Raw genomic sequence first — 18,801 nt, forward strand, 5'->3', positions numbered from 1 at the left:
GTGCATGGGCCGGTTTAGGTTTTTGGTAAATTTTTAAGCGGCAAAAACACCACGCGCCCGGCAGCCGGAAAATGGGTTTGAGCAATCGGCGGGCCGTAGCGTCGATAGAACTGAGCTACCTGCGCCGGAGACAGCAGATCGGGGTAAAGGTTTATACCGGCAAAGTTATTGGTTCGCAAAAACTGGTCGAGAAACTGCCAGTCTGGTTTGGTAAACACATAGCCCGGTTTGAGCAGGCGGGGCCAGCCATCGCGCAAAAACGGCTGAATCTGATCGGGGTGAAGCCGACCGAAATACTGTCCAACGGCTTTTTTGTCGTAAAACCGCCGAAACGTAAACACGGCATTTTGCGCGTCATAATGCGGGCAAAGTCCCTCGGCCATGCCTGTGCCATCGGCACCAACGGCGCAGAATGGAAAGTCAAGCACGGCCTCGCCCGGTTGCTGGCGGACAACGGCGCAATAACGAAGCACATCGTCTGATACAATCAGCGTTGGCAGGTAGGTTCGGAGCAAAAAACCATGCCGCCACTCGCTGAGCATCAGCAGTATGACCAGACCAAGTGCCAGCAAACCCGGTCGGTGGCGGGGTAGGCGGAGGGGCAGGGCCAGCAGCACCAGCAGCACCGGATATACCAAACTTGCCCGCCCGCCGTGCCGATTGAAGCTAAACCACGGAAATACTTTCAGCGTGGGCAGCAGCACCGGATGGTAGAGCAGACACAGGAGCAGCATCAGCACAACCGGCAACCACAACGCCACCCGATGCCGGGTTTGCCACAGCCCCAGACCCGCCAGCAGGGTAAGATACAAACCCGGACTGCCCTGCCCGAAACTCTCGAACGAATCGCGAAGCCATTGCTGATACGGCAAACCAAGTGTGTCGAACCCCAACAAATAAGGTATAAATAGCCGGGCCGGGTGCGACCATAGTGGCGCAGTAGGAGTTGCGGCAAAATCGAACTGCCAGGCCGTAAGCGCAATTTGCAGCGTCAGCGGCACGTATAGCCAGATGCCGATGAGCAGCAACGTAATCAGGCCGCCAATAAACCAGGCTCGATGCTGCCATTGCCGACGACCGTAATTCATCAGCAACGCGGGCCACTGCTGAACGACCGGGTATTGCTGATAAAGGCTCCATCCTAAAACGGGTATAGCCAGCGTAGTAAACGTCAGCGCGAAACCGGCAACGTAGCCCAATTCCAGGCCCAGCGACAACACGTGCAGCAGCATCCAGCCCAGCACGAACGGCAGCGATACGGGCCGTTTGTTCAGGATGTCATGCAACAGGCAGTACGTCGCCACGATGCACAGCACGGTCCAGTGGGCTACACAAACATTCAGATGAACCGGAAATTTGTAGAGCGCGTAGAAGTTGAAAACCGAGACAATCAGCCCCGCTACGGTAGCTTTGAGCCAGCCAAACCGCTTTTGCAGCAGCCAGTATGTGCCAAGTGCGCTTACAACCAAACTCAATACATAATAATACTGTAGATACGGTCCCGGCCCGTCAAAGAGCCGGTAGGCCGTTGCGTACCAGTAATCGCGCTCGAAGCCCCAGGGCAGCAGAGCCTGATTCAGTCCGTAGGGATAAAACGATTGGTTATTCAGTAGATTAAGCTGCGGAAACGGCCAGAGCGACAGGTTCTTGGCGAAGTAATACCCAACGTATTCGTATTGGTCGGTGTCGTTGCCATCCGAGAGCGGTCGGCTGAAATCGCCCACAATCCAGCTTCCCATAGCCGCCACCAGCACACCTAACAGCAACGGCCACAGTTGGTTAGCCCACCGGGGCAAGAGAAGTACAGGCCGTTTAGTTGACATACCGGGCAAAAGTCTGGCTAAACGGCTATTTTTGCAAACGTAATGCGGTTAGAAAGCCGCAAACCAGGAATGTAATGCGGCTGGAAAGCCGTAAACCAAAAAAAGAACTACGACAGGCGGCTTTCCAGCCGCACTATACACATGGCCGATTATAACCACCGCGAAACCGAACAAAAATGGCAGCGGTTTTGGGACGAACACCAGACCTACCGCACCGACATAAACCCGCAAAAACCAAAGTATTACGTTCTCGACATGTTTCCCTATCCGTCGGGGGCAGGGCTGCACGTAGGGCACCCACTTGGTTATATTGCGTCGGACATTGTGTCGCGGTATAAGCGGCTGAAAGGGTTTAACGTGCTGCACCCGATGGGCTTCGACAGCTTTGGCCTGCCCGCCGAACAGTACGCCATTCAAACCGGGCAACACCCGGCCATTACGACCGAACAGAATATCGCCCGCTACATCGAACAGTTGAAAAACATCGGCTTCAGCTACGACTGGAGCCGCGAAGTACGCACCTCGGACCCCGGTTTTTACAAGTGGACACAGTGGATTTTCATGGAACTGTTCCGCTCGTGGTACAACCGCGATAGCGACGGGGCCGAACCCATTGAAACACTGCTCGAAAAATTTGCTACCAACGGCACTACCGACGTGAACGCCGTATGCGATGAAGATGCACCTTCGTTCACAGCCGCTGAGTGGAACGCCATGTCGGCGCAGGAGTCGTATGAAATTACGCTCAAGTACCGCCTTACCTACGTGGCTGATGCCGTTGTGAACTGGTGTCCGGCCCTCGGTACGGTACTGGCAAACGATGAGGTGAAGGATGGGGTTTCCGAGCGGGGCGGCTACCCGGTTGAGCAAAAGAAAATGCGGCAGTGGATGATGCGCATCTCCGCCTACGCCGACCGCCTGCTGACCGGCCTCGACACCATCGACTGGACCGAGTCGCTTAAAGAACAGCAACGCAACTGGATCGGGAAATCAGTAGGGGCAAGCGTGAAGTTTTCGGTATGTAACACCGAAAACTTCATAGAAGTATTTACTACCCGCGTCGATACCATCTATGGCGTGACGTTTATGGTGCTGGCCCCGGAGCATGAATTAGTGCCGAGCCTGACCACGCCCGAACAGCGTGAAGCCGTAGACGCCTACGTGAACGCGGCCAAACTGCGCTCCGAACGCGACCGCATGGCCGAAACGAAGGTCGTGTCGGGCGTGTTTACGGGTAGCTATTGCCTGAATCCGGTCAATAACGAGAAGGTGCCAATCTATTTGGCCGACTACGTGCTGGCGGGTTATGGCACGGGTGCGGTCATGGCCGTACCGTCGGGCGATCAGCGCGACTGGACTTTTGCGACGCACTTCGGCTTGCCCATCATCCCAATTCTCGACGCGCAGAAAGACATTGACAAACAGGCTGATAACACGAAAGAAGGCCGTTATATCAACTCCGGCCTTATCAACGGCATGACCTACAAGGAAGCCACGGCAACGCTGATTGCGTGGCTCGAAGCGCGTGAACTGGGCCGGGGTAAGGTCAACTACCGGATGCGCGACGCCGTGTTCAGCCGCCAACGCTACTGGGGCGAACCCGTGCCGGTGTATTTCAAAGATGGCGGTTCGACGGGTCGATTACCTTATTTGATCGACGAGAAAGACCTGCCCTTAGCGTTGCCCGCCGTTGATAAATACCTGCCCACCGAAACCGGCGACCCCCCGCTGGGGAGGGCTGAGGGGTGGTCGTATCACCCCACCCCCGTCCCCTCCCCGTTAGGGAGGGGTGAGGAGCGCGAAGCTTCATACGCTTCACCCCTCCCTAACGGGGAGGGGACGGGGGTGGGGTATCCCTACGAACTCAGCACTATGCCGGGCTGGGCGGGGTCGTCGTGGTACTGGTATCGGTACATGGACCCGCAGAATCCCGACGCGTTTGCCAGTCGCGACGCCATCGACTACTGGCAGAACGTTGACCTCTACATCGGCGGCACCGAACACGCAACGGGCCACCTGCTCTACAGCCGATTCTGGAACAAATTCCTGAAAGACCGGGGCTACGTGCCGCACGAAGAGCCGTTCAAAAAGCTCATCAACCAGGGCATGATTCAGGGCCGGAGCAATTTTGTGTATCGGTGGCAGAGCTACCAAAATTCTGCAAACGAAATAATATTGGTAGGTCGCCCAATGTTCATCTCTTACGACATATGGAATACGATGGTAAGCGACCCTGAAAATAGTGGTCCTTTCTTAAAAGATATCCTTACTAAACAATTAGGAGAAGAGGATTGGAGAGATTGGGATATTGTAAAGGGCATAGAAGTTTCTGCTCTTAGAGTTGACGTTAACAACGTAGAGAACGATGTTCTAATGGATATTGAAGCTCTGAGAGTCTACCACCCCAATCTTGATCACGTTAAGCTCATCTGCAAACCAGACGGTGCTTTTCTTTGCGGTTGGGAGGTCGAGAAAATGTCGAAATCGAAGTACAACGTGGTGAACCCCGACGATGTGGTAGAACGCTACGGGGCCGACGTGCTGCGGTTGTACGAAATGTTCCTCGGGCCGCTCGAACAGGCCAAACCCTGGAATACTAACGGCATCGACGGTGTGTATCGGTTCATCCGTAAATTCTGGCGGCTTTTCTACAAAGACAGTGCCGACGGCAGCAGTCAGTGGATCGTTACGGAAGAACAACCCACACCCGCCGAACTGAAAATTCTGCACAAGACCATCAAAAAGGCCGAAGACGACATTGACGCGTATTCGTTCAACACGTCGGTCAGTTCATTTATGATTTGCGTCAACGAACTGGCCTCGCTGAACTGCCACAAGCGGGCCATTTTGCAGGATTTGGTGCTGATTCTGTCGCCTTACGCGCCCCACATCTGCGAAGAACTCTGGGCAGCTTTGGGCAATGAGCCGGGGTCAGTATCGCGGGCCGCATTCCCGACCTTCAACCCCGCGTATTTGGTCGAAGATACCTTCGAGTATCCGGTTCAGATCAACGGCAAAGTACGCACCACCATCAGTTTCGCCATCGACCGCGCCCCCACCGACATCGAACGCGAGGTGCTGGCCGACGAAATTGTGCAAAAGTGGCTCGACGGCAAGCAACCCAAAAAAGTGGTTGTGGTGCCAAAACGAATTGTTAACGTGGTGATATAGCTAAAGACAAAGCCGATGCGTCGGTGGTACTTCCGTAACGTGATTAAGTTTTTCATGCATTCCCACCGTACTCGTCAACTGGTTCTCGCGCTTTTTTTCCTATCTGGTTTTGCGGCTCTGCTGTATCAGGTTGTCTGGCAGCGGCTGCTCGTGTTCTACACGGGTTCCGATACCGTCAGTATAAGCCTGATTGTGTCGGCATTCATGACGGGTATGGGGCTGGGTTATCTGGCAGGTGGTCAACTGGCCGACCGCTCGTCGCCCGCGCAAAACTTACGGTATTTTATTGGGGCCGAGCTGGGTATTATGGGCTTTGCAGCTATCAGCAAATGGCTGCTTTATGATTTTCTGTACGCATCGGCTCCGCCCCTCGGCGATTCGCCCGTAGTGCTGTATTTAGTTGTGTTCGGCGTGTTGCTGGTGCCTACGTTCCTGATGGGCGTGTCGCTGCCGGTACTGTCGCGGGCGTTTCAGTTTGGCGATATGGCCGACCAAACGCGGTATATCAGCCTGTTATACTTTATTAATACCCTCGGCGCATCGGTGGGCGCATTGGTTACGGGTTTTATATTAGTGCGCCGACTCGGTTTCGACAATGCCATTTGGGTCGGTGCCGCCCTAAACGGGCTGTGCGTGGTCGGAGCGGGAATGTTGAGGGGAGTGAGGGTGAAAGGGGGAAGGGGAGAAGGTGTAGGGGTAGAAGGTGTGGGGGTAGAAGGGGTAAGGCTTAACACTCCTACACTTCTTACCCTCTGGTCGCTTCAGTACTTTATCTCCGGGCTGGCCGCGCTCTCGCTCGAATTAGTCTGGTTCAGGGTTCTCGAAACGCTGATAAAATCTGTTTCGCTCACGTTTGCGGTGCTGCTGGCTATTTATTTAGGGTCGATGGCTGTTGGTACGGTGGTTGGATCGCGGTTAGTGCGGTGGCCGGGGCGGGTGCGCGAACGGGCGTTTCTGCTGGCACAGGCGGGGCTGTACGCGTATACGGTGGCATCGGTGGCGGTGTTGGTCAATGGTGTCGGTCGTATTGCTGCGCTGCGCTTTCTGAACGATTATTTCCTGAGTGGCGAACCCATTCTTAGCCCCCGTTTCAGCGTGTTTACCTATGGCGTGGTGCCGCTTTTTCTGTTGTTCGTCCCAACGTTTTTGATGGGTCTTAGCTTCGCGCTTTCGCAGTCGCTGATTCACGATCAGCCCGACGAAGTAGGTCGGCGCGTGGGCTGGCTTCAGTTCGTTAATATCGTTGGCTCGGCAGTGGGCGCGTGGGCCGTTACGTGGCTGGGCTTTCCGCTGCTGGGAACAGGAGGATTAGTGCAACTGATTGGCGGTCTGGGATTTGTCTATGTATGTATCGCCATAATTCGACGCTATGGTTCGCCCGTTGTTCCTGTAGTGATAGGGCTAAGTCTGGCCGGGTGTATCGTCGCCGTGCCTGATAACGCCCGGTTCTGGCAGCTACTGAATGGCCTCGACAATCCGAAACAGTTTCTGTTCGATGAAAACGAATCATCGGTGTCGGTCATCAAAACCACGCCTGATCAGAAATCGGGAACGGTATTTGTCAATGGACTGAGTCAAAGCGGATTGCCGTTTCAGCACGACGAAGTACACGCGCTGTTAGGCGCGTTGCCAGTGCTGATTCACCCCCGCCCCGAACGCGTGGCCGTTATCGGGCTGGGGTCGGGCGGAACAGTCAACGGCATTGCCGGTCGGGCCGAAACCCGCCAAATCGACTGTTTCGAGATTGCTACCAATCAGGCAACTGTTTTAAACCAATACGCTCAGGTAGCCAACGACACATCGTTGCGGGCCATGCTGCGCGACCCGCGTCTACAGCTGATTCTGCGCGATGGCCGTTACGCCATTCGCAATGGGGGCGTTCTGTACGATGTAATCGAAGCCGACGCGTTGCGGCCCATTTCGGCCTATTCGGGTAACGTATACTCCAAAGAATATTTTGAGTTGATACGGTCACGGCTGAAACCGGGCGGGCTGGCCGTAACCTGGTGCCCTACGGCACGCGTGCTCAACACGTTCCGGGCCGTATTTCCGCACGTTGTGTACTGCGATAAATTGGTGCTGATTGGTAGTAATCAGCCTATTCCGCTCGATTGGTCGGCCATTATGGAGCGCACCAAAGTTCCTTTCACAACACAGCATTACGCACGTTCGGGAATCGCTATTACAACGTTAATTGCTAATTACCAGCCTTATATAAAGGCACTAACTCGCCCCGCCCTGACATCAACCGAAATCAACACCGACCTCTTTCCCAAAGACGAATACAGCATACGAGTGGCCGACCGGGCAAGTTTTTAGTCGTGGTTCATTGATGTTTTCATATATATTTGAAACGGAAACATCAATAGAGCATTTGTGTTAAAAAATATACTTTGGATATTAGCCAGTTGGCCTATTCTAACATACGGCCAAACTGACTCGCTTGTGAGGAACGAGCGTCAATTCAGTATCAAAACACTTATTGGTGTATCGGCTCCCAATCAAGTTGTGCCAGCAACTGGCAACCTACCGTTGGGGGTGGAGATAAACTATAGCTGGACGGGGTTGCAGCGTCGGGCTTGGGAGCAGTGTAATTGCTTTGCACGCGTGGGTACATATGCCAACTACATCGGATTTGGGAATCCGGTTGCGCTGGGCCGCACAGCGGGGGCGGGGCTATTTTTCGAGCCGCTAATTCGCTACGGCCACCGAACTTATTTTTCGGTTCGGGCGTCGGTCGGGCTAACCTACGTGACGCGCATCTACGACCCCATCACGAATCCAACCAATCGGCACGTCAGTTTGCCCGTTAGTTCCATGATTGGCCTGAGCGTCAATGGGTACTATCAGCTAAACAGCCGCTTTCATCTGACGGTTTCGGGCAACTACAACCACATCTCGAACGGCGGCACCCGGCAACCCAATCAGGGACTGAACCTGCCCAGTGCATCGCTCGGCCTGACGTATCTGACGCGTACCAGCCCGCAACCCGACACGCAGCTCTGGACCCGCACTCCGCTGACTCGCCGGTGGCTGGCACGGGTACTACTGCTGGGATCGGTGCGGGTATTGCCGCAAACCGCCACAACCCCCGAAATGGCGTTGCCCCTGTTTGGACTAAAACTACTGGCGGGTTATCGGCTTAGCTCGGCACACGCGCTGTCGGGCGGGGTCGAATTCGTTGACGACCAGTATTTTCGGGAGCAGGTAAAGCAGTGGCGGTATGTCAATCAGCAATATCGGCAGGCAACATTGCTGGCAGGCTACGAATTCTGGCACGGTCGCTACCTGTTCACGGCGCATATGGGCTGGAATGTAGTGCGGCCCCAGCCTTACAAACCGGCCACGTATCAGAAATACGGCCTATTATACAGGCTCAACAATGGCCTGACATTCGGCTTCGACGTAAAAGCGTTTGGCGACGATACGAAAGGGTTTCAGTTGGCAGGAGGTATGAGTTTTTAGCAAAAATCACGGCGTGTCGGCGTAGTTTTGCGGTATGAAAAACTACGTCTTGTCGCTTGCTTTTATTGCCACGCTGGTGGCCTGTTCACCCAAAACCTACACCCGCGTTCCGGCGGGCGGGGCATATGAGTTTTTTCGGTACAAACCCGGCCAGACGGCCCGCGTGTCAGCGCACCGGGGCGGGGGCGATTTAAAAGGTTATCCCGAAAACTGCATCGAATCGTTTCAGTATTTAGCCAAACAGATTCCCGTCATTATCGAATGCGACATCGACCTGACCAAAGACAGCGTACTGGTGATGATGCACGACGCCACCCTCGACCGCACTACCACCGGCACGGGCAAACTCATCGACAAAACCTACGCCGAAACTCAACAGTACCGGCTCGAAGATAACCTGGGCAACGTGACGCCCTACCGCATTCCAACCCTCGAAGAGGTGCTGCGCTGGGGTAAAAACAAGACCACATTCACGCTTGACGTCAAGCGCAATGTATCGTTCGAAAAAGTGGTTGATATGATTCACCGCACAAACGCGGGTGATTACGTTGCTGTGATTACGTACAACGCACAGGATGCGGCCAAACTGCACCGGCTCGACCCCAATCTGATGATTTCGGTTACGATTCGCAACCGCGCCGAGTACGACCGACTACGCGAGTTGGGCATTCCCGACAACCGCATGGTAGCCTTTGTGGGTGTTCGTGAACCCGACAAAGAATTATATGAGTTTCTGCATCAGAAAGGCATTGTCTGCATTCTGGGTACGCTCGGCAACCTCGACAAACAGGCCATTGCCAAAGGCGATCAGGTTTATAAACAGTTTGCCCAAAACGGGGCCGACATTATGAGTACCGACCGACCGCTGGAGGTATATCGGGCCGTGAAGTAATCTTTTTAGTCAGATTGGGTATATTTGCGCGAAACCTACCGCACAATGGATGAAACCACATACCCATTCCGTACTGAACCGCTTGAAATTCAGTATTATTTTGATAGTGTCAGCGAATCTAAAACTGTACAGAAAATTGTTCGTTTCACAGAAACGGCTTTGCCAGAAGTGTTTAACGTAGCACTGCTGGATTTACTCGAAGATGGTTTAGAAAGTGATTTGAGCGTAACCAACAACGACGATTTCAGAACCGTTCTGGCAACGGTCATGAAAATTATTGATAACTTTCTGACTAAATCTCCTGACAAAATTGTTACGTTCAGGGGTAGCGATGCCAGACGGACCCGGCTATACCGCATTGTGATAAGCCGAGAGATTGATGCAATCCGCCAGAAGTTTGACGTTTATGGTCAATATTCTGATGGGACTTTCGAGCCTTTTGTGGCTAATGCGAACTACATACGATTTCTTATCAAAATAAAATTCTGATGTCATGAATCGAGCAAAAGTCGTAACACAACTTCCAGAAGATAAACCTGTAGTTGTAACCTCCAAACGTTCGCCTATCGTACAGCAAAAACTTGATCAGGCGAATGCGGATTTAGCCAAACTGTCGCCGGAGGATCTGGAACTGTTGTTAGGTAGAAAAAAACGGTAATAGTGTCTCACCAAAAGAGAAAAGCCCGGTTAAACAGCAAAATTGTTGATTAGTTATTCTGCAAGGGGGCGACTACGGCGTAGTCGCCCCCTTGCAGAATAACTAATCCGCCACAACAACGACCGGAACAGGAGCTAATGGGCTGTTTTGGGGTTCTTCTTTGCGCTCACCAGATTTTTTGGTCAACTTCTTCACCTTTACGTCATACAGGTCGGTTCGGCGGTCTTTCAGGGTTTGTACCGAGCCGTATTCGTGCAATTCCTTCAACAAACTTAAGTCGACGTCGGTGATGAGTACCATCTCGGTGTTGGTGGTCGATTCGGCTTTGATGGCGTTATTCGGGAACTGGAAATCGGAGGGCGTAAATACTGCCGACTGCGCGTAGTTGATGTCCATGTTGGGTACATTGGGCAGGTTGCCGACACAGCCCGAAATAACCACATAACATTCGTTTTCAATGGCCCGCGCCTGTGCACAGTTGCGAACCCGATAATAACCATTCTGCGTATCGGTCAGGAAGGGTACGAACAGAATCTGCATTCCCTGATCGGCCAGAATCCGGCCCAGTTCTGGAAACTCCACGTCATAGCAGATCACCATGCCAATGCGTCCGCAGTCGGTATCGAAGGCTTTAATTTCGTAGCCGCCCACCATACCGTAATGTTTTACTTCGTTGGGCGTGATATGGATTTTGCGGTATTCTTCCCACGACCCGTCGCGCCGACACAGGTACGCTACGTTGTAGAGCCGACCATCGTCGTCCACTAATGGCATCGACCCGCCCACGATATTCACGTTGTAGGCAATTGCCAGTTCGGCCAGCCGGTCGCGAACACCCTCGGTGTACTCGGCCAGTTTTCGAATGGCCTGCGGCTCGGGCAGGTCGTTGAAGGCTACCATGAGGGGCGTATTGAAAAACTCCGGCAGCACCAGAAAGTCGGCTTTGTAGTCGCTGACAACGTCGACGAAAAATTTCACCTGATCGTAGAACGATTCCAGCGTTGGGAAATGACGCATCTGCCACTGTACCACACCGAGCCGGATGATGGAGTCGGTATGCGGTTTTTTCTTCTTCTCGTCAACGTAATAAATATTATTCCATTCGAGCAGGGTAGCAAACTCTTTCGACTCCGTGTCGCCGGGCAAATAGCCCCGCAGTACTTTCTTGACGTGGAAATCGTTTGACAACTGGAACGAGAGTGTCGGGTCATAAATTTCTTTCTGCCGCACCTTCCCAATGTACTCGCGGGGCGACATCTCGTTCGAGAATTTGGCGTAGTTCGGAATACGTCCACCCGCCAGAATACCTTTCAGGTTCAATTGCTCGCACAACTCTTTACGGGCATCATAGAGCCGCCGACCCAACCGCAAATCGCGGTAGCCGGGGTGAACAAATACTTCGATGCCGTAGAGGTAATCGCCCTCATCGTCGTGAGTACTGAAACTGTAGCCGCCCGTAATTTCATAGTAAGTGTGGTTATCGCCAAAGTCGTCGTATTTAATCCGAATGGCGAGTGCAACGGCTACTACTTTCTCATCGACTTCCACGCAAAACTGCCCTTCCGGGAACAGGCCGATGAGTTTATGAATTTTGCTTTTCTCCCAATAATCGCCCCCGATGCCGCTGTACGACTCAATCATGGCCTCTTTCAGGTCGGGGTAATCTGATTTCTGGAGATTTCTGGTTTGTATATGCATAAAAAGTCACAATCTTCTGAACCAGGATTAGCCATGATTTACAAGATTAAACAGGATTTATGCGCTGCGCTTGTTTTATAATTGAATAAGCGCAGCGTAGAATCTTGCGGTAATCTTGTAAATCATGGCTAATCCCGGTTCAGAATCTGGTCAAATTTTTCTAACTGTTCGTCGGTGAAATCCAGATGCGTTACAAAGCGAACGAGATGTTTGCCAAACGTGATGCCCCGAATACCAACGGTTTCTAATTTTTGAACGTAATCCGACGCCAAAAGGGTTTCGGGAAGCCTGAAAATGACAATGTTCGTATCGATAGGGTAAATTTCCTCCACTTCGGGCCGACCTTTAAGCATGGCTCCAATCTGGCGGGCGCGGGCGTGGTCTTGTTTAAGTCGCCCGATGTGATGGTCGAGGGCGTAGCTGCCCGCTGCGGCCAGAAAACCCGCCTGCCGCCAGCCTCCGCCCATGAGTTTCCGATACCGCCGGGCCTGCCAGATGAAATCAGCCTTGCCCAGCAGCAGTGATCCAACCGGACAACCAAGCCCTTTCGACAGGCAAATGCTAATTGAATCGAAAAGTTGCCCGTAGGCTTCGGTCGGTTCGCCGGTTTCGACCAGCGCGTTGAACAGCCGCGCTCCGTCGAGGTGAAGCAACAGGCCATGTTCGTCGCATACGTGCCGGATGGCGGCAATTTCGGGAATGGTGTAGTAACAACCTCCGCCTTTATTGACCGTATTTTCAAGGACCACTAACCGTGAGAGCGGCTTGTGGGGGTCGGCGGGGCTGTAAATATGGTCGCGCACGAGGTCGGGCGTTAGTTTACCGCGCAGGCCGTGTGCCAAACTTGCCGACGCCAGCGCATTGACCGAAATGCCACCACCTTCGTACTGGTACACGTGCGAGAGGTAGTCGCAGATCACGTCGTCGCCGGGGCGGCAGTGGGTGCGAATGGCGAGCTGATTGGTCATGGTGCCGCTTGTGCAGAACAGGGCCGCTTCCATGCCGAAGAGACTGGCGGCTTTGGCTTCGAGGGCGTTCACGCTGGGGTCGTCGCCCAGCACGTCGTCGCCGAGGGGCGCGGTAAACATGGCCTCGCGCATGGCAGGCGTGGGTTGCGTAACGGTATCGCTACGAAGGTCAATTATCATTATTGGTTAGAGCAGGTTTTGTGTTGCCAACACGGATCAATGCGTATTTAGTTGTCTGGACCATAGATGTATCGGCCAATAGGCGTACTGTCTTAACTTGGGGAAGTAGCTCGGTATGGTTTTGCATAAAATGGCCCATGTCGGTTAAAGTCCGTGCGCGGGGAACCACCAGCAAACCAGTTCTCAGCAGCGAAGTTGTTGTGCGGAAGGTATCACGTTGATTATCGGTATGGGTTAGTTCAACGCTAATACCCGGCGGTTGAAACAGTAACCTTTGTAGTTGAGCCATAGGCCGATAGCGTATATCGACCTGTAGAAACTGATCCTGTAAAATGCCTGTATCTATAGGAATGGGTTGCCCAATTTGTACGGATTGTTTATAAACAATGTACTGTTTCGATCTCATTTTTTTCAGTTTTCGCCCCAGCAGGAGCCAGTTGCCGTGTTGGTTGAGTAACTGGTAGTGGTCTCGAAGCGACAGTTTTGTTTGAGTTTCATCGGCAAAGGGATCACGCCCGTCAGTAGCATTCCAGGTCATAAGCACATAGTCGGCTGCGTCGGCTGATTTGTAGTAGGTAGCATTGAGCAAATCCAGATAGCCGTCTGTTACCTGGTAGGTCTGCATAACAGGCCGGGGTGCATAGTGCCACCCGTATTGGTAAGCCAGAGACACCTCCGAAGGTATGATGTCTACGCGTTTAGTACCTATCCGTTCGAGCCAGGCGGCTGGAATGGGTGACGTCACTGGTAGAAATGGTGGATGTTTAGGGTTCATTATGTCGCGCCCATAAGTGATTAGCTGCCTGGCCCATCTGTAAGCAACGGTTGAATCCCAGTTGTATGGAATAGGATTGGGAGCCACTACAAGCAGTAATATAGGCAGTAAGATCCACCGGCGAATCAGCAATTGGGCAGAAAACAAAGCCAGAATAGATAAGGGTAGCAAGCTATATTTATAAAATAGACTAATATGATCTGCATCGGAACGCACGAACGATTCCTTGAATAAGATGAATAGTTGCAAACTAATTAATCCCCAAAGTGCGCCTTCCTGACGGAAGAATGAGCGAAGCTGTCGGGACTGGTAAAGCCTGAAGAGCAGCCACAGGGTGATAGATAATACAAGGAACAGAATTAACAGAGCGGCAAAAAGTGCGCGCCGGAAATGAGTTGGCGGCAAATACATCAGGTCGTTGTATGAATTGATAATGTGCCATTGCGCTATTAGGTAGGGGGTTAATCGAACCGGTAGATACATTATGCTGATCCCCAGCAGCAAAGCCAGACTGCCGAGACAAATGCCCACATGGCGGATAGGCATCTGTTGCCCCAGCCCCTGTACGACTGCGTAAATAACTACACTGCTTAAACTGACTATACCTACGTTGGCTTTCATATAGAACGTAAGTATAGCGAAGGCCGATGCGCCAACCAGTGCCCACGCCCGACCTGTATACTGATAATAACCCAAATAAGCCAAACTGAAAAAGTAAAAAACAAACGGCGGTTCGAGGCCCGGTGCCAGCGCATGTAATACTGCCAGCCCCGTTACGAGTCCGTAGCGCAGCCACACCAACCGTTTTCCGAGTGCCAGCCACAGAATAGCACCTACATGAATTACGTACACAATATCCAGCAGCAAAATCTCCCAGGGCTGCACAGCAATGGCTAAACGGGTTGTATACCAGCCTAATGGTCCATAGGTAAAAACAAAATCAGTGCCGTAGAGTAGCCCTTGCTGTCGTACTAAATGCAAAGCAATAGCCCAGGACCCGTCAAGCCCTGGGAGAGGCTGGTTATAAATTCCCCACCTATCAAAAATGGTCAATGCTAAAATTAGAGCAGTCAATAGCCGAACCATACCTGAAGAGTATTGTGACGAGCGAAGATGTATCGACATACTATAATGCGTAACAAAGTCGCTCTAAATATATATATAATTAAAGTCAATGAATTTATATATAAAGCGGTCTGAGTCCAACCGCCTGAAGGATGATCAGAGTTCGCTTACACATACGATTGAGTCATCATACGATTGAGTCATCATACGATTGAGTCATCGGTAAAGCCGACGTTAACTTTGGGACGGTAAGTCCTGATTTACTTGCATTTATACCGCTTACCTGTATTTTTGAGCAACCTTTCCGGCTGCGTCCGTCTACGTATCGGGGTTTCGCAAACGAAAGACTCTACTAACCCCCAACTTCGCTATGTTCACCAACAAAACCCCCTGGATTATCCTGCTGGTGCTCTGGATGATCGGCTCTACATGGTGGCACGTCTGCAAAATCAAACAGCTTTGCGCCGACGATGCCTCGGCTGGCGGACCATCCGTGTCGGCTACGATGCCTGCGCTGACCATTGCTGATGGCGACCGTTTCCGGCTTGAATTGCCCGGTAATTTTAGCTTCGCCAAATCGGGAGCCAATGCCAGCATGAGTTCGCTGGGTGGCTCACTCGATTCACTGACGGCCTATCTTAAAGCCAACCCCGGTCGCACGCTCGACATCACGGGCTACTATTCGGCTTCCGAAACCAACACCACCTCGTTCGAGAATCTGGGCCTGGCCCGCGCCGAAGGTATCAAGCAATATTTGGTGCAGCAGGGCATTCCGGCAAAATCGCTGACCACTAAAGGCGTGCTTCGCGACGACCTGGCGTTTACAACGAAGGGCGATTCCCTCTATGGCGGTCTCGACTTCGCGTTTGGCGGCACTGCAATGGCACCCGTAGCTGAAACCGCACCGGCACCCGAAACCGTAGCGGCTGGTATTACCGAAGAAGGGCTGGCAGCGAAGGAGAAGTTTACGTCCGTTTTCGAGCCAATCGACCTGTATTTCCCATTGGGCGAAGCCAACTACATTAAAACGCCCGAAACAGCGAAGTTTTTTGCCGAAGCTACTAAATACTTAGCCGAGCATAAAGACAAAAAACTGGTGCTGACGGGGCACACCGATAACTCTGGACCCGATGCCACGAATATGCGGCTCTCGCGTGACCGGGCCAACGATGTGAAAGCCAAGCTGCGTAAGTCGGGCATTTCGCCCAGTCAGATCGTGACCGAAGCCAAAGGCGAAACGCAACCTAAAGCTTCAAATCAGACCCGCGAAGGCCGTAAGGCCAACCGGCGCGTGTCGGTAGTGGTACAATAAACCGTAAACTTCCCGAAGACTATGTTTGACATGAATCCTCTCAACCTGCCCGACGCCCAGTTACAGCAGTTGATTATGCTGTTTGTGGCTGGTATGCTGGGCTTTATTATTGGTTATATGTCGCGGCAGGGTATCATTCGCCAGTTGGAAGGCGATTTGGCCAGTACCGAACGCGCCGTTGACGATTGCCTGCGTATGCCCGTTGTCAGCGCGGGACTTAGCACCGAAGAAAGCCTCGTGCTGAACCGGGTTCGGGCGCGGGCGGGTGAGCTTAATTTTTCGCGCATCGGTATCGCCACCGCTGCTCAGGCCGACGACCTGAAGGTTATCGTGGGCGTGGGGCCGTTCCTGGAGAAAAAACTGCACGCTATTGGCATCTACACGTTCCGGCAGATTGCCAATTTTACGCCCGAAGACGTCGAGAAAGTCAACGATATTATCGAGTTTTTCCCCGGTCGGATCGAGCGCGACAACTGGGTCGGTCAGGCGGCTGAACTGGCGAAAAAATAATGTGTAGTCTTAAACCAACTCAAACCGTACTAAAAATATGTTTGGATTAGATCCGTTTAGCCGCCCGGTTGCCATCGCCGAGATACTGTTGCTGCTGGCGTTTGCGGCTTTTGTGGGCTGGTTGCTGGCCCGGCTTATCTGGGCGGGGCGCATCAGTGCGTTGAGGTCGGCCATTGCCGATAAAGAAAGCGAACTGGAAGAGTGCCGCCGTTCGAAAGTGGCCGCGCCAACCGTTGTAGCTCCCGTAAGTAGCCCGGCCATAACGCCCGCCCCGGAGCCGGTAGCTACGTTCGTCCACGCCGACCCGCTGGAGCCTGCGCTCTCCTTCGACACAACGCCCAACCTGATGGATGAGGTGCCACCCGCTGCGCCCGCTATTCCTGAACCGCCGGTTGTAATGCCGCCTGCTTCCAGCACAGTCGCCGGCAACTCTGAGGCTGCCGTGCTGAGCCGGATTGCCGCCCGCGCCGACGAACTGAATTTCGACCGGATTGGCCGCGCCACAGCCGCCGACGCCGACGACCTGAAAGACATTGTGGGCGTGGGGCCGTTCTTAGAGCGAAAACTGCACAGCCTCGGCATCTACACTTTTCGGCAGGTAGCCAATTTTACGAAAGAAGACATCGACAAGGTAAACGAGATTATCGAGTTTTTCCCCGGTCGGATCGAGCGCGATAATTGGGTGGAGCAGTCGCGTGCGTTCTACGACCGCAAATATGGTAACAAGGCGTAAGTCGACTAAACTCGCTTTCGCATAGGCGTGCTGCTCAGTTTCATCTGACCGCCCGATTGATAGTAAACACAGCGGTCGCGCAGTACGCAGTCGCTACATTTGGGATTATACCAGGTGCAAACACGCTGCCCGTGCCAGTAGAAGTGTTTATGGAAATTGAACAGCACAACGGCATCGGGCGGCAGTCGTGCCAGCAGAATGGCATGGGCTTTTTCGGCACTGACATTCGGCCCAATCAGTCCCAGTCGTTGTGTAACGCGATGCACGTGCGTATCGACGGGTAGTACGGGTTTGTGAAAGTTGAAGAGCAGTAGCAGGGTGGCGGTTTTCGGGCCAATGCCTGGTAAGTTGGTGAGCCACTGCATGGCTTCGGTGGTGGACATATCGCGCAGAAAATCGATATTGGCCGCGCCCGTTTCCCGAATCAGGTGCGCCAGTAAATTTTGAATATAGGGCGCCTTCACTTCCGGGTAGTTGGCCGTTCGGATAGCGTCGATCAGGTCGGGTAGCGGTGCGTCGCGAACGGCTTCCCAGGTTGGAAATCGCTCGCGCATGGTGCGGTAAGCCGTAACTTCGTTGGCATGTGTGGTCCGGTGCGACAGAATGGTGCCAATTAGTTCGTGCATCGGGTCGGCCCGCCCGTAAATGGCCTGGACTCCGTAAAATTCATTCAGCCGCCCGTGCGCATCATGTGTACGGGTGGTCTCGTCAGAAGTTATAGACATAAAAAAGCGGGCCAAACAGCCTACGTTGAGTGCCTGTTCAACCCGCTTCAACCCAAAAAGTTCAGCGCGGCCCCGGTCGCGCTACATCTTGTTTACTCCTGTAAATTCTGGTTTAGAAGTTTGTTGGCCAACTGCGTCAGGCCCACCGTGGCGGGTTCGGCAATGAACGTTATGTTCGCTTTCTTTTGCATCGACGGCATGTTTGGGTCGACTACGTAGATCGGCACGTGATCGCCCACGACGTACACTAACCCAGCCGCCGGATAAACGTTCAGCGACGTACCGACAACAATGAAAATATCGGCCTGATCGGCAATTCCCAACGCTACGTCCATCATGGGTACACCCTCGCCGAACCAAACGATGTGGGGCCGTAACTGCGACCCTTTGGCACACAGATCACCTTTTCTGATCTCCCAGCCCGCAATATCGTATACCAGCGACTCATCGACCGACGACCGCGCTTTAAACAATTCGCCATGCAGGTGAATTACGTTCGATGAACCCGCTTTTTCGTGCAGGTCGTCAACGTTTTGTGTAATTACTGTAACGTCGTATTTTTCTTCGAGCCGAACCAATGCATAATGCCCGGCGTTGGGCAGTACGCTCAGAGCCTGCTTCCGGCGTTGGTTATAAAATTCCTGCACCAAATCGGGATTGCGTCGCCAGGCTTCGGGTGTAGCAACATCTTCGATGCGGTGATTTTCCCACAGCCCGTCCGACGCCCGGAACGTAGGAATACCACTCTCGGCACTAACGCCCGCCCCCGACAAAACGACAATTTTCTTCCGTGTTTCCATCACAACTAAGATACGAAAATATTAAG

At 53.0% G+C, this 18,801-nt stretch carries 15 protein-coding genes; 9 read left to right on the forward strand and 6 right to left on the reverse strand.

Going from position 1 to position 18,801, the window contains the following annotated elements:
- Positions 1-14: 14 nt before the first annotated feature.
- Positions 15-1,823 (reverse strand): hypothetical protein, encoded by a 1,809-nt coding sequence (locus AWR27_RS05305; RefSeq protein WP_232325979.1) that lies wholly within the window; start codon positions 1,821-1,823, stop codon positions 15-17.
- A 141-nt stretch (positions 1,824-1,964) separates the two neighbouring features.
- Between AWR27_RS05305 and AWR27_RS05310 the strand changes: the two genes are divergently transcribed.
- The 6 genes from AWR27_RS05310 (at position 1,965) to AWR27_RS25200 (ending at position 10,009) form a co-directional block, all read left to right on the forward strand.
- A complete protein-coding gene (locus AWR27_RS05310; protein ID WP_077130231.1) occupies positions 1,965-4,994 on the forward strand; it encodes a leucine--tRNA ligase in 3,030 nt (1,009 codons plus the stop codon).
- Positions 4,995-5,009: 15 nt separating this feature from the next.
- Complete coding sequence (locus AWR27_RS05315; RefSeq protein ID WP_232325980.1) at positions 5,010-7,313, forward strand: fused MFS/spermidine synthase; 2,304 nt, start codon at positions 5,010-5,012, stop codon at positions 7,311-7,313.
- A 219-nt stretch (positions 7,314-7,532) separates the two neighbouring features.
- A complete protein-coding gene (locus tag AWR27_RS05320) occupies positions 7,533-8,459 on the forward strand; it encodes an acyloxyacyl hydrolase (protein WP_232325981.1) in 927 nt (308 codons plus the stop codon).
- A gap of 34 nt (positions 8,460-8,493) precedes the next feature.
- Positions 8,494-9,351, forward strand: coding sequence for a glycerophosphodiester phosphodiesterase family protein (locus tag AWR27_RS05325; protein WP_077130233.1), 858 nt, complete (start codon positions 8,494-8,496; stop codon positions 9,349-9,351).
- Between the two features lie 45 nt (positions 9,352-9,396).
- Positions 9,397-9,840, forward strand: coding sequence for a DUF6934 family protein (locus AWR27_RS05330; RefSeq protein WP_077130234.1), 444 nt, complete (start codon positions 9,397-9,399; stop codon positions 9,838-9,840).
- A gap of 4 nt (positions 9,841-9,844) precedes the next feature.
- Positions 9,845-10,009, forward strand: a complete 165-nt coding sequence (locus tag AWR27_RS25200; protein WP_157579148.1) for a hypothetical protein — start codon at positions 9,845-9,847, stop codon at positions 10,007-10,009.
- Between the two features lie 102 nt (positions 10,010-10,111).
- On the opposite strand, the gene AWR27_RS05335 is transcribed toward AWR27_RS25200, so the two are convergent.
- The 3 genes from AWR27_RS05335 to AWR27_RS05345 form a co-directional block, all read right to left on the reverse strand.
- Entirely contained in the window at positions 10,112-11,707 is a 1,596-nt protein-coding gene (locus AWR27_RS05335; RefSeq protein WP_077130235.1) for a carbon-nitrogen hydrolase family protein, read from the reverse strand.
- Positions 11,708-11,835: 128 nt separating this feature from the next.
- Positions 11,836-12,855: a threonine aldolase family protein gene (locus AWR27_RS05340; protein WP_077130236.1), complete on the reverse strand. Its 1,020-nt coding sequence runs from the start codon at positions 12,853-12,855 to the stop codon at positions 11,836-11,838.
- Positions 12,845-14,716 carry a hypothetical protein gene (locus AWR27_RS05345; protein WP_157579150.1) on the reverse strand — a complete coding sequence of 624 codons (1,872 nt, stop codon included), beginning with the start codon at positions 14,714-14,716 and terminating at the stop codon, positions 12,845-12,847. Before AWR27_RS05345 ends, AWR27_RS05340 begins: the two co-directional genes overlap by 11 nt.
- Positions 14,717-15,065: 349 nt before the next feature.
- Here AWR27_RS05345 and AWR27_RS05350 point away from each other — a divergent pair, with 349 nt between their 5' ends.
- The 3 genes from AWR27_RS05350 to AWR27_RS05360 are packed head-to-tail and all read left to right on the forward strand — an operon-like array spanning position 15,066 to position 17,250.
- A complete protein-coding gene (locus tag AWR27_RS05350; protein ID WP_077130238.1) occupies positions 15,066-16,007 on the forward strand; it encodes an OmpA family protein in 942 nt (313 codons plus the stop codon).
- A 21-nt stretch (positions 16,008-16,028) separates the two neighbouring features.
- Positions 16,029-16,517 carry a hypothetical protein gene (locus AWR27_RS05355; RefSeq protein ID WP_077130239.1) on the forward strand — a complete coding sequence of 163 codons (489 nt, stop codon included), beginning with the start codon at positions 16,029-16,031 and terminating at the stop codon, positions 16,515-16,517.
- A gap of 37 nt (positions 16,518-16,554) precedes the next feature.
- Positions 16,555-17,250, forward strand: a complete 696-nt coding sequence (locus tag AWR27_RS05360; RefSeq protein WP_077130240.1) for a hypothetical protein — start codon at positions 16,555-16,557, stop codon at positions 17,248-17,250.
- Positions 17,251-17,255: 5 nt separating this feature from the next.
- Here AWR27_RS05360 and AWR27_RS05365 read toward each other — a convergent pair whose 3' ends face one another.
- On the reverse strand, positions 17,256-17,975 hold the full coding sequence (locus tag AWR27_RS05365) for an endonuclease III domain-containing protein (protein ID WP_077130241.1): 720 nt from the start codon (positions 17,973-17,975) through the stop codon (positions 17,256-17,258).
- Between the two features lie 92 nt (positions 17,976-18,067).
- Entirely contained in the window at positions 18,068-18,775 is a 708-nt protein-coding gene (locus tag AWR27_RS05370; RefSeq protein WP_077130242.1) for an SIR2 family NAD-dependent protein deacylase, read from the reverse strand.
- Positions 18,776-18,801 lie beyond the last annotated feature (26 nt).

The organism is Spirosoma montaniterrae (assembly GCF_001988955.1).
Taxonomy (GTDB): Bacteria; Bacteroidota; Bacteroidia; order Cytophagales; family Spirosomataceae; genus Spirosoma; species Spirosoma montaniterrae.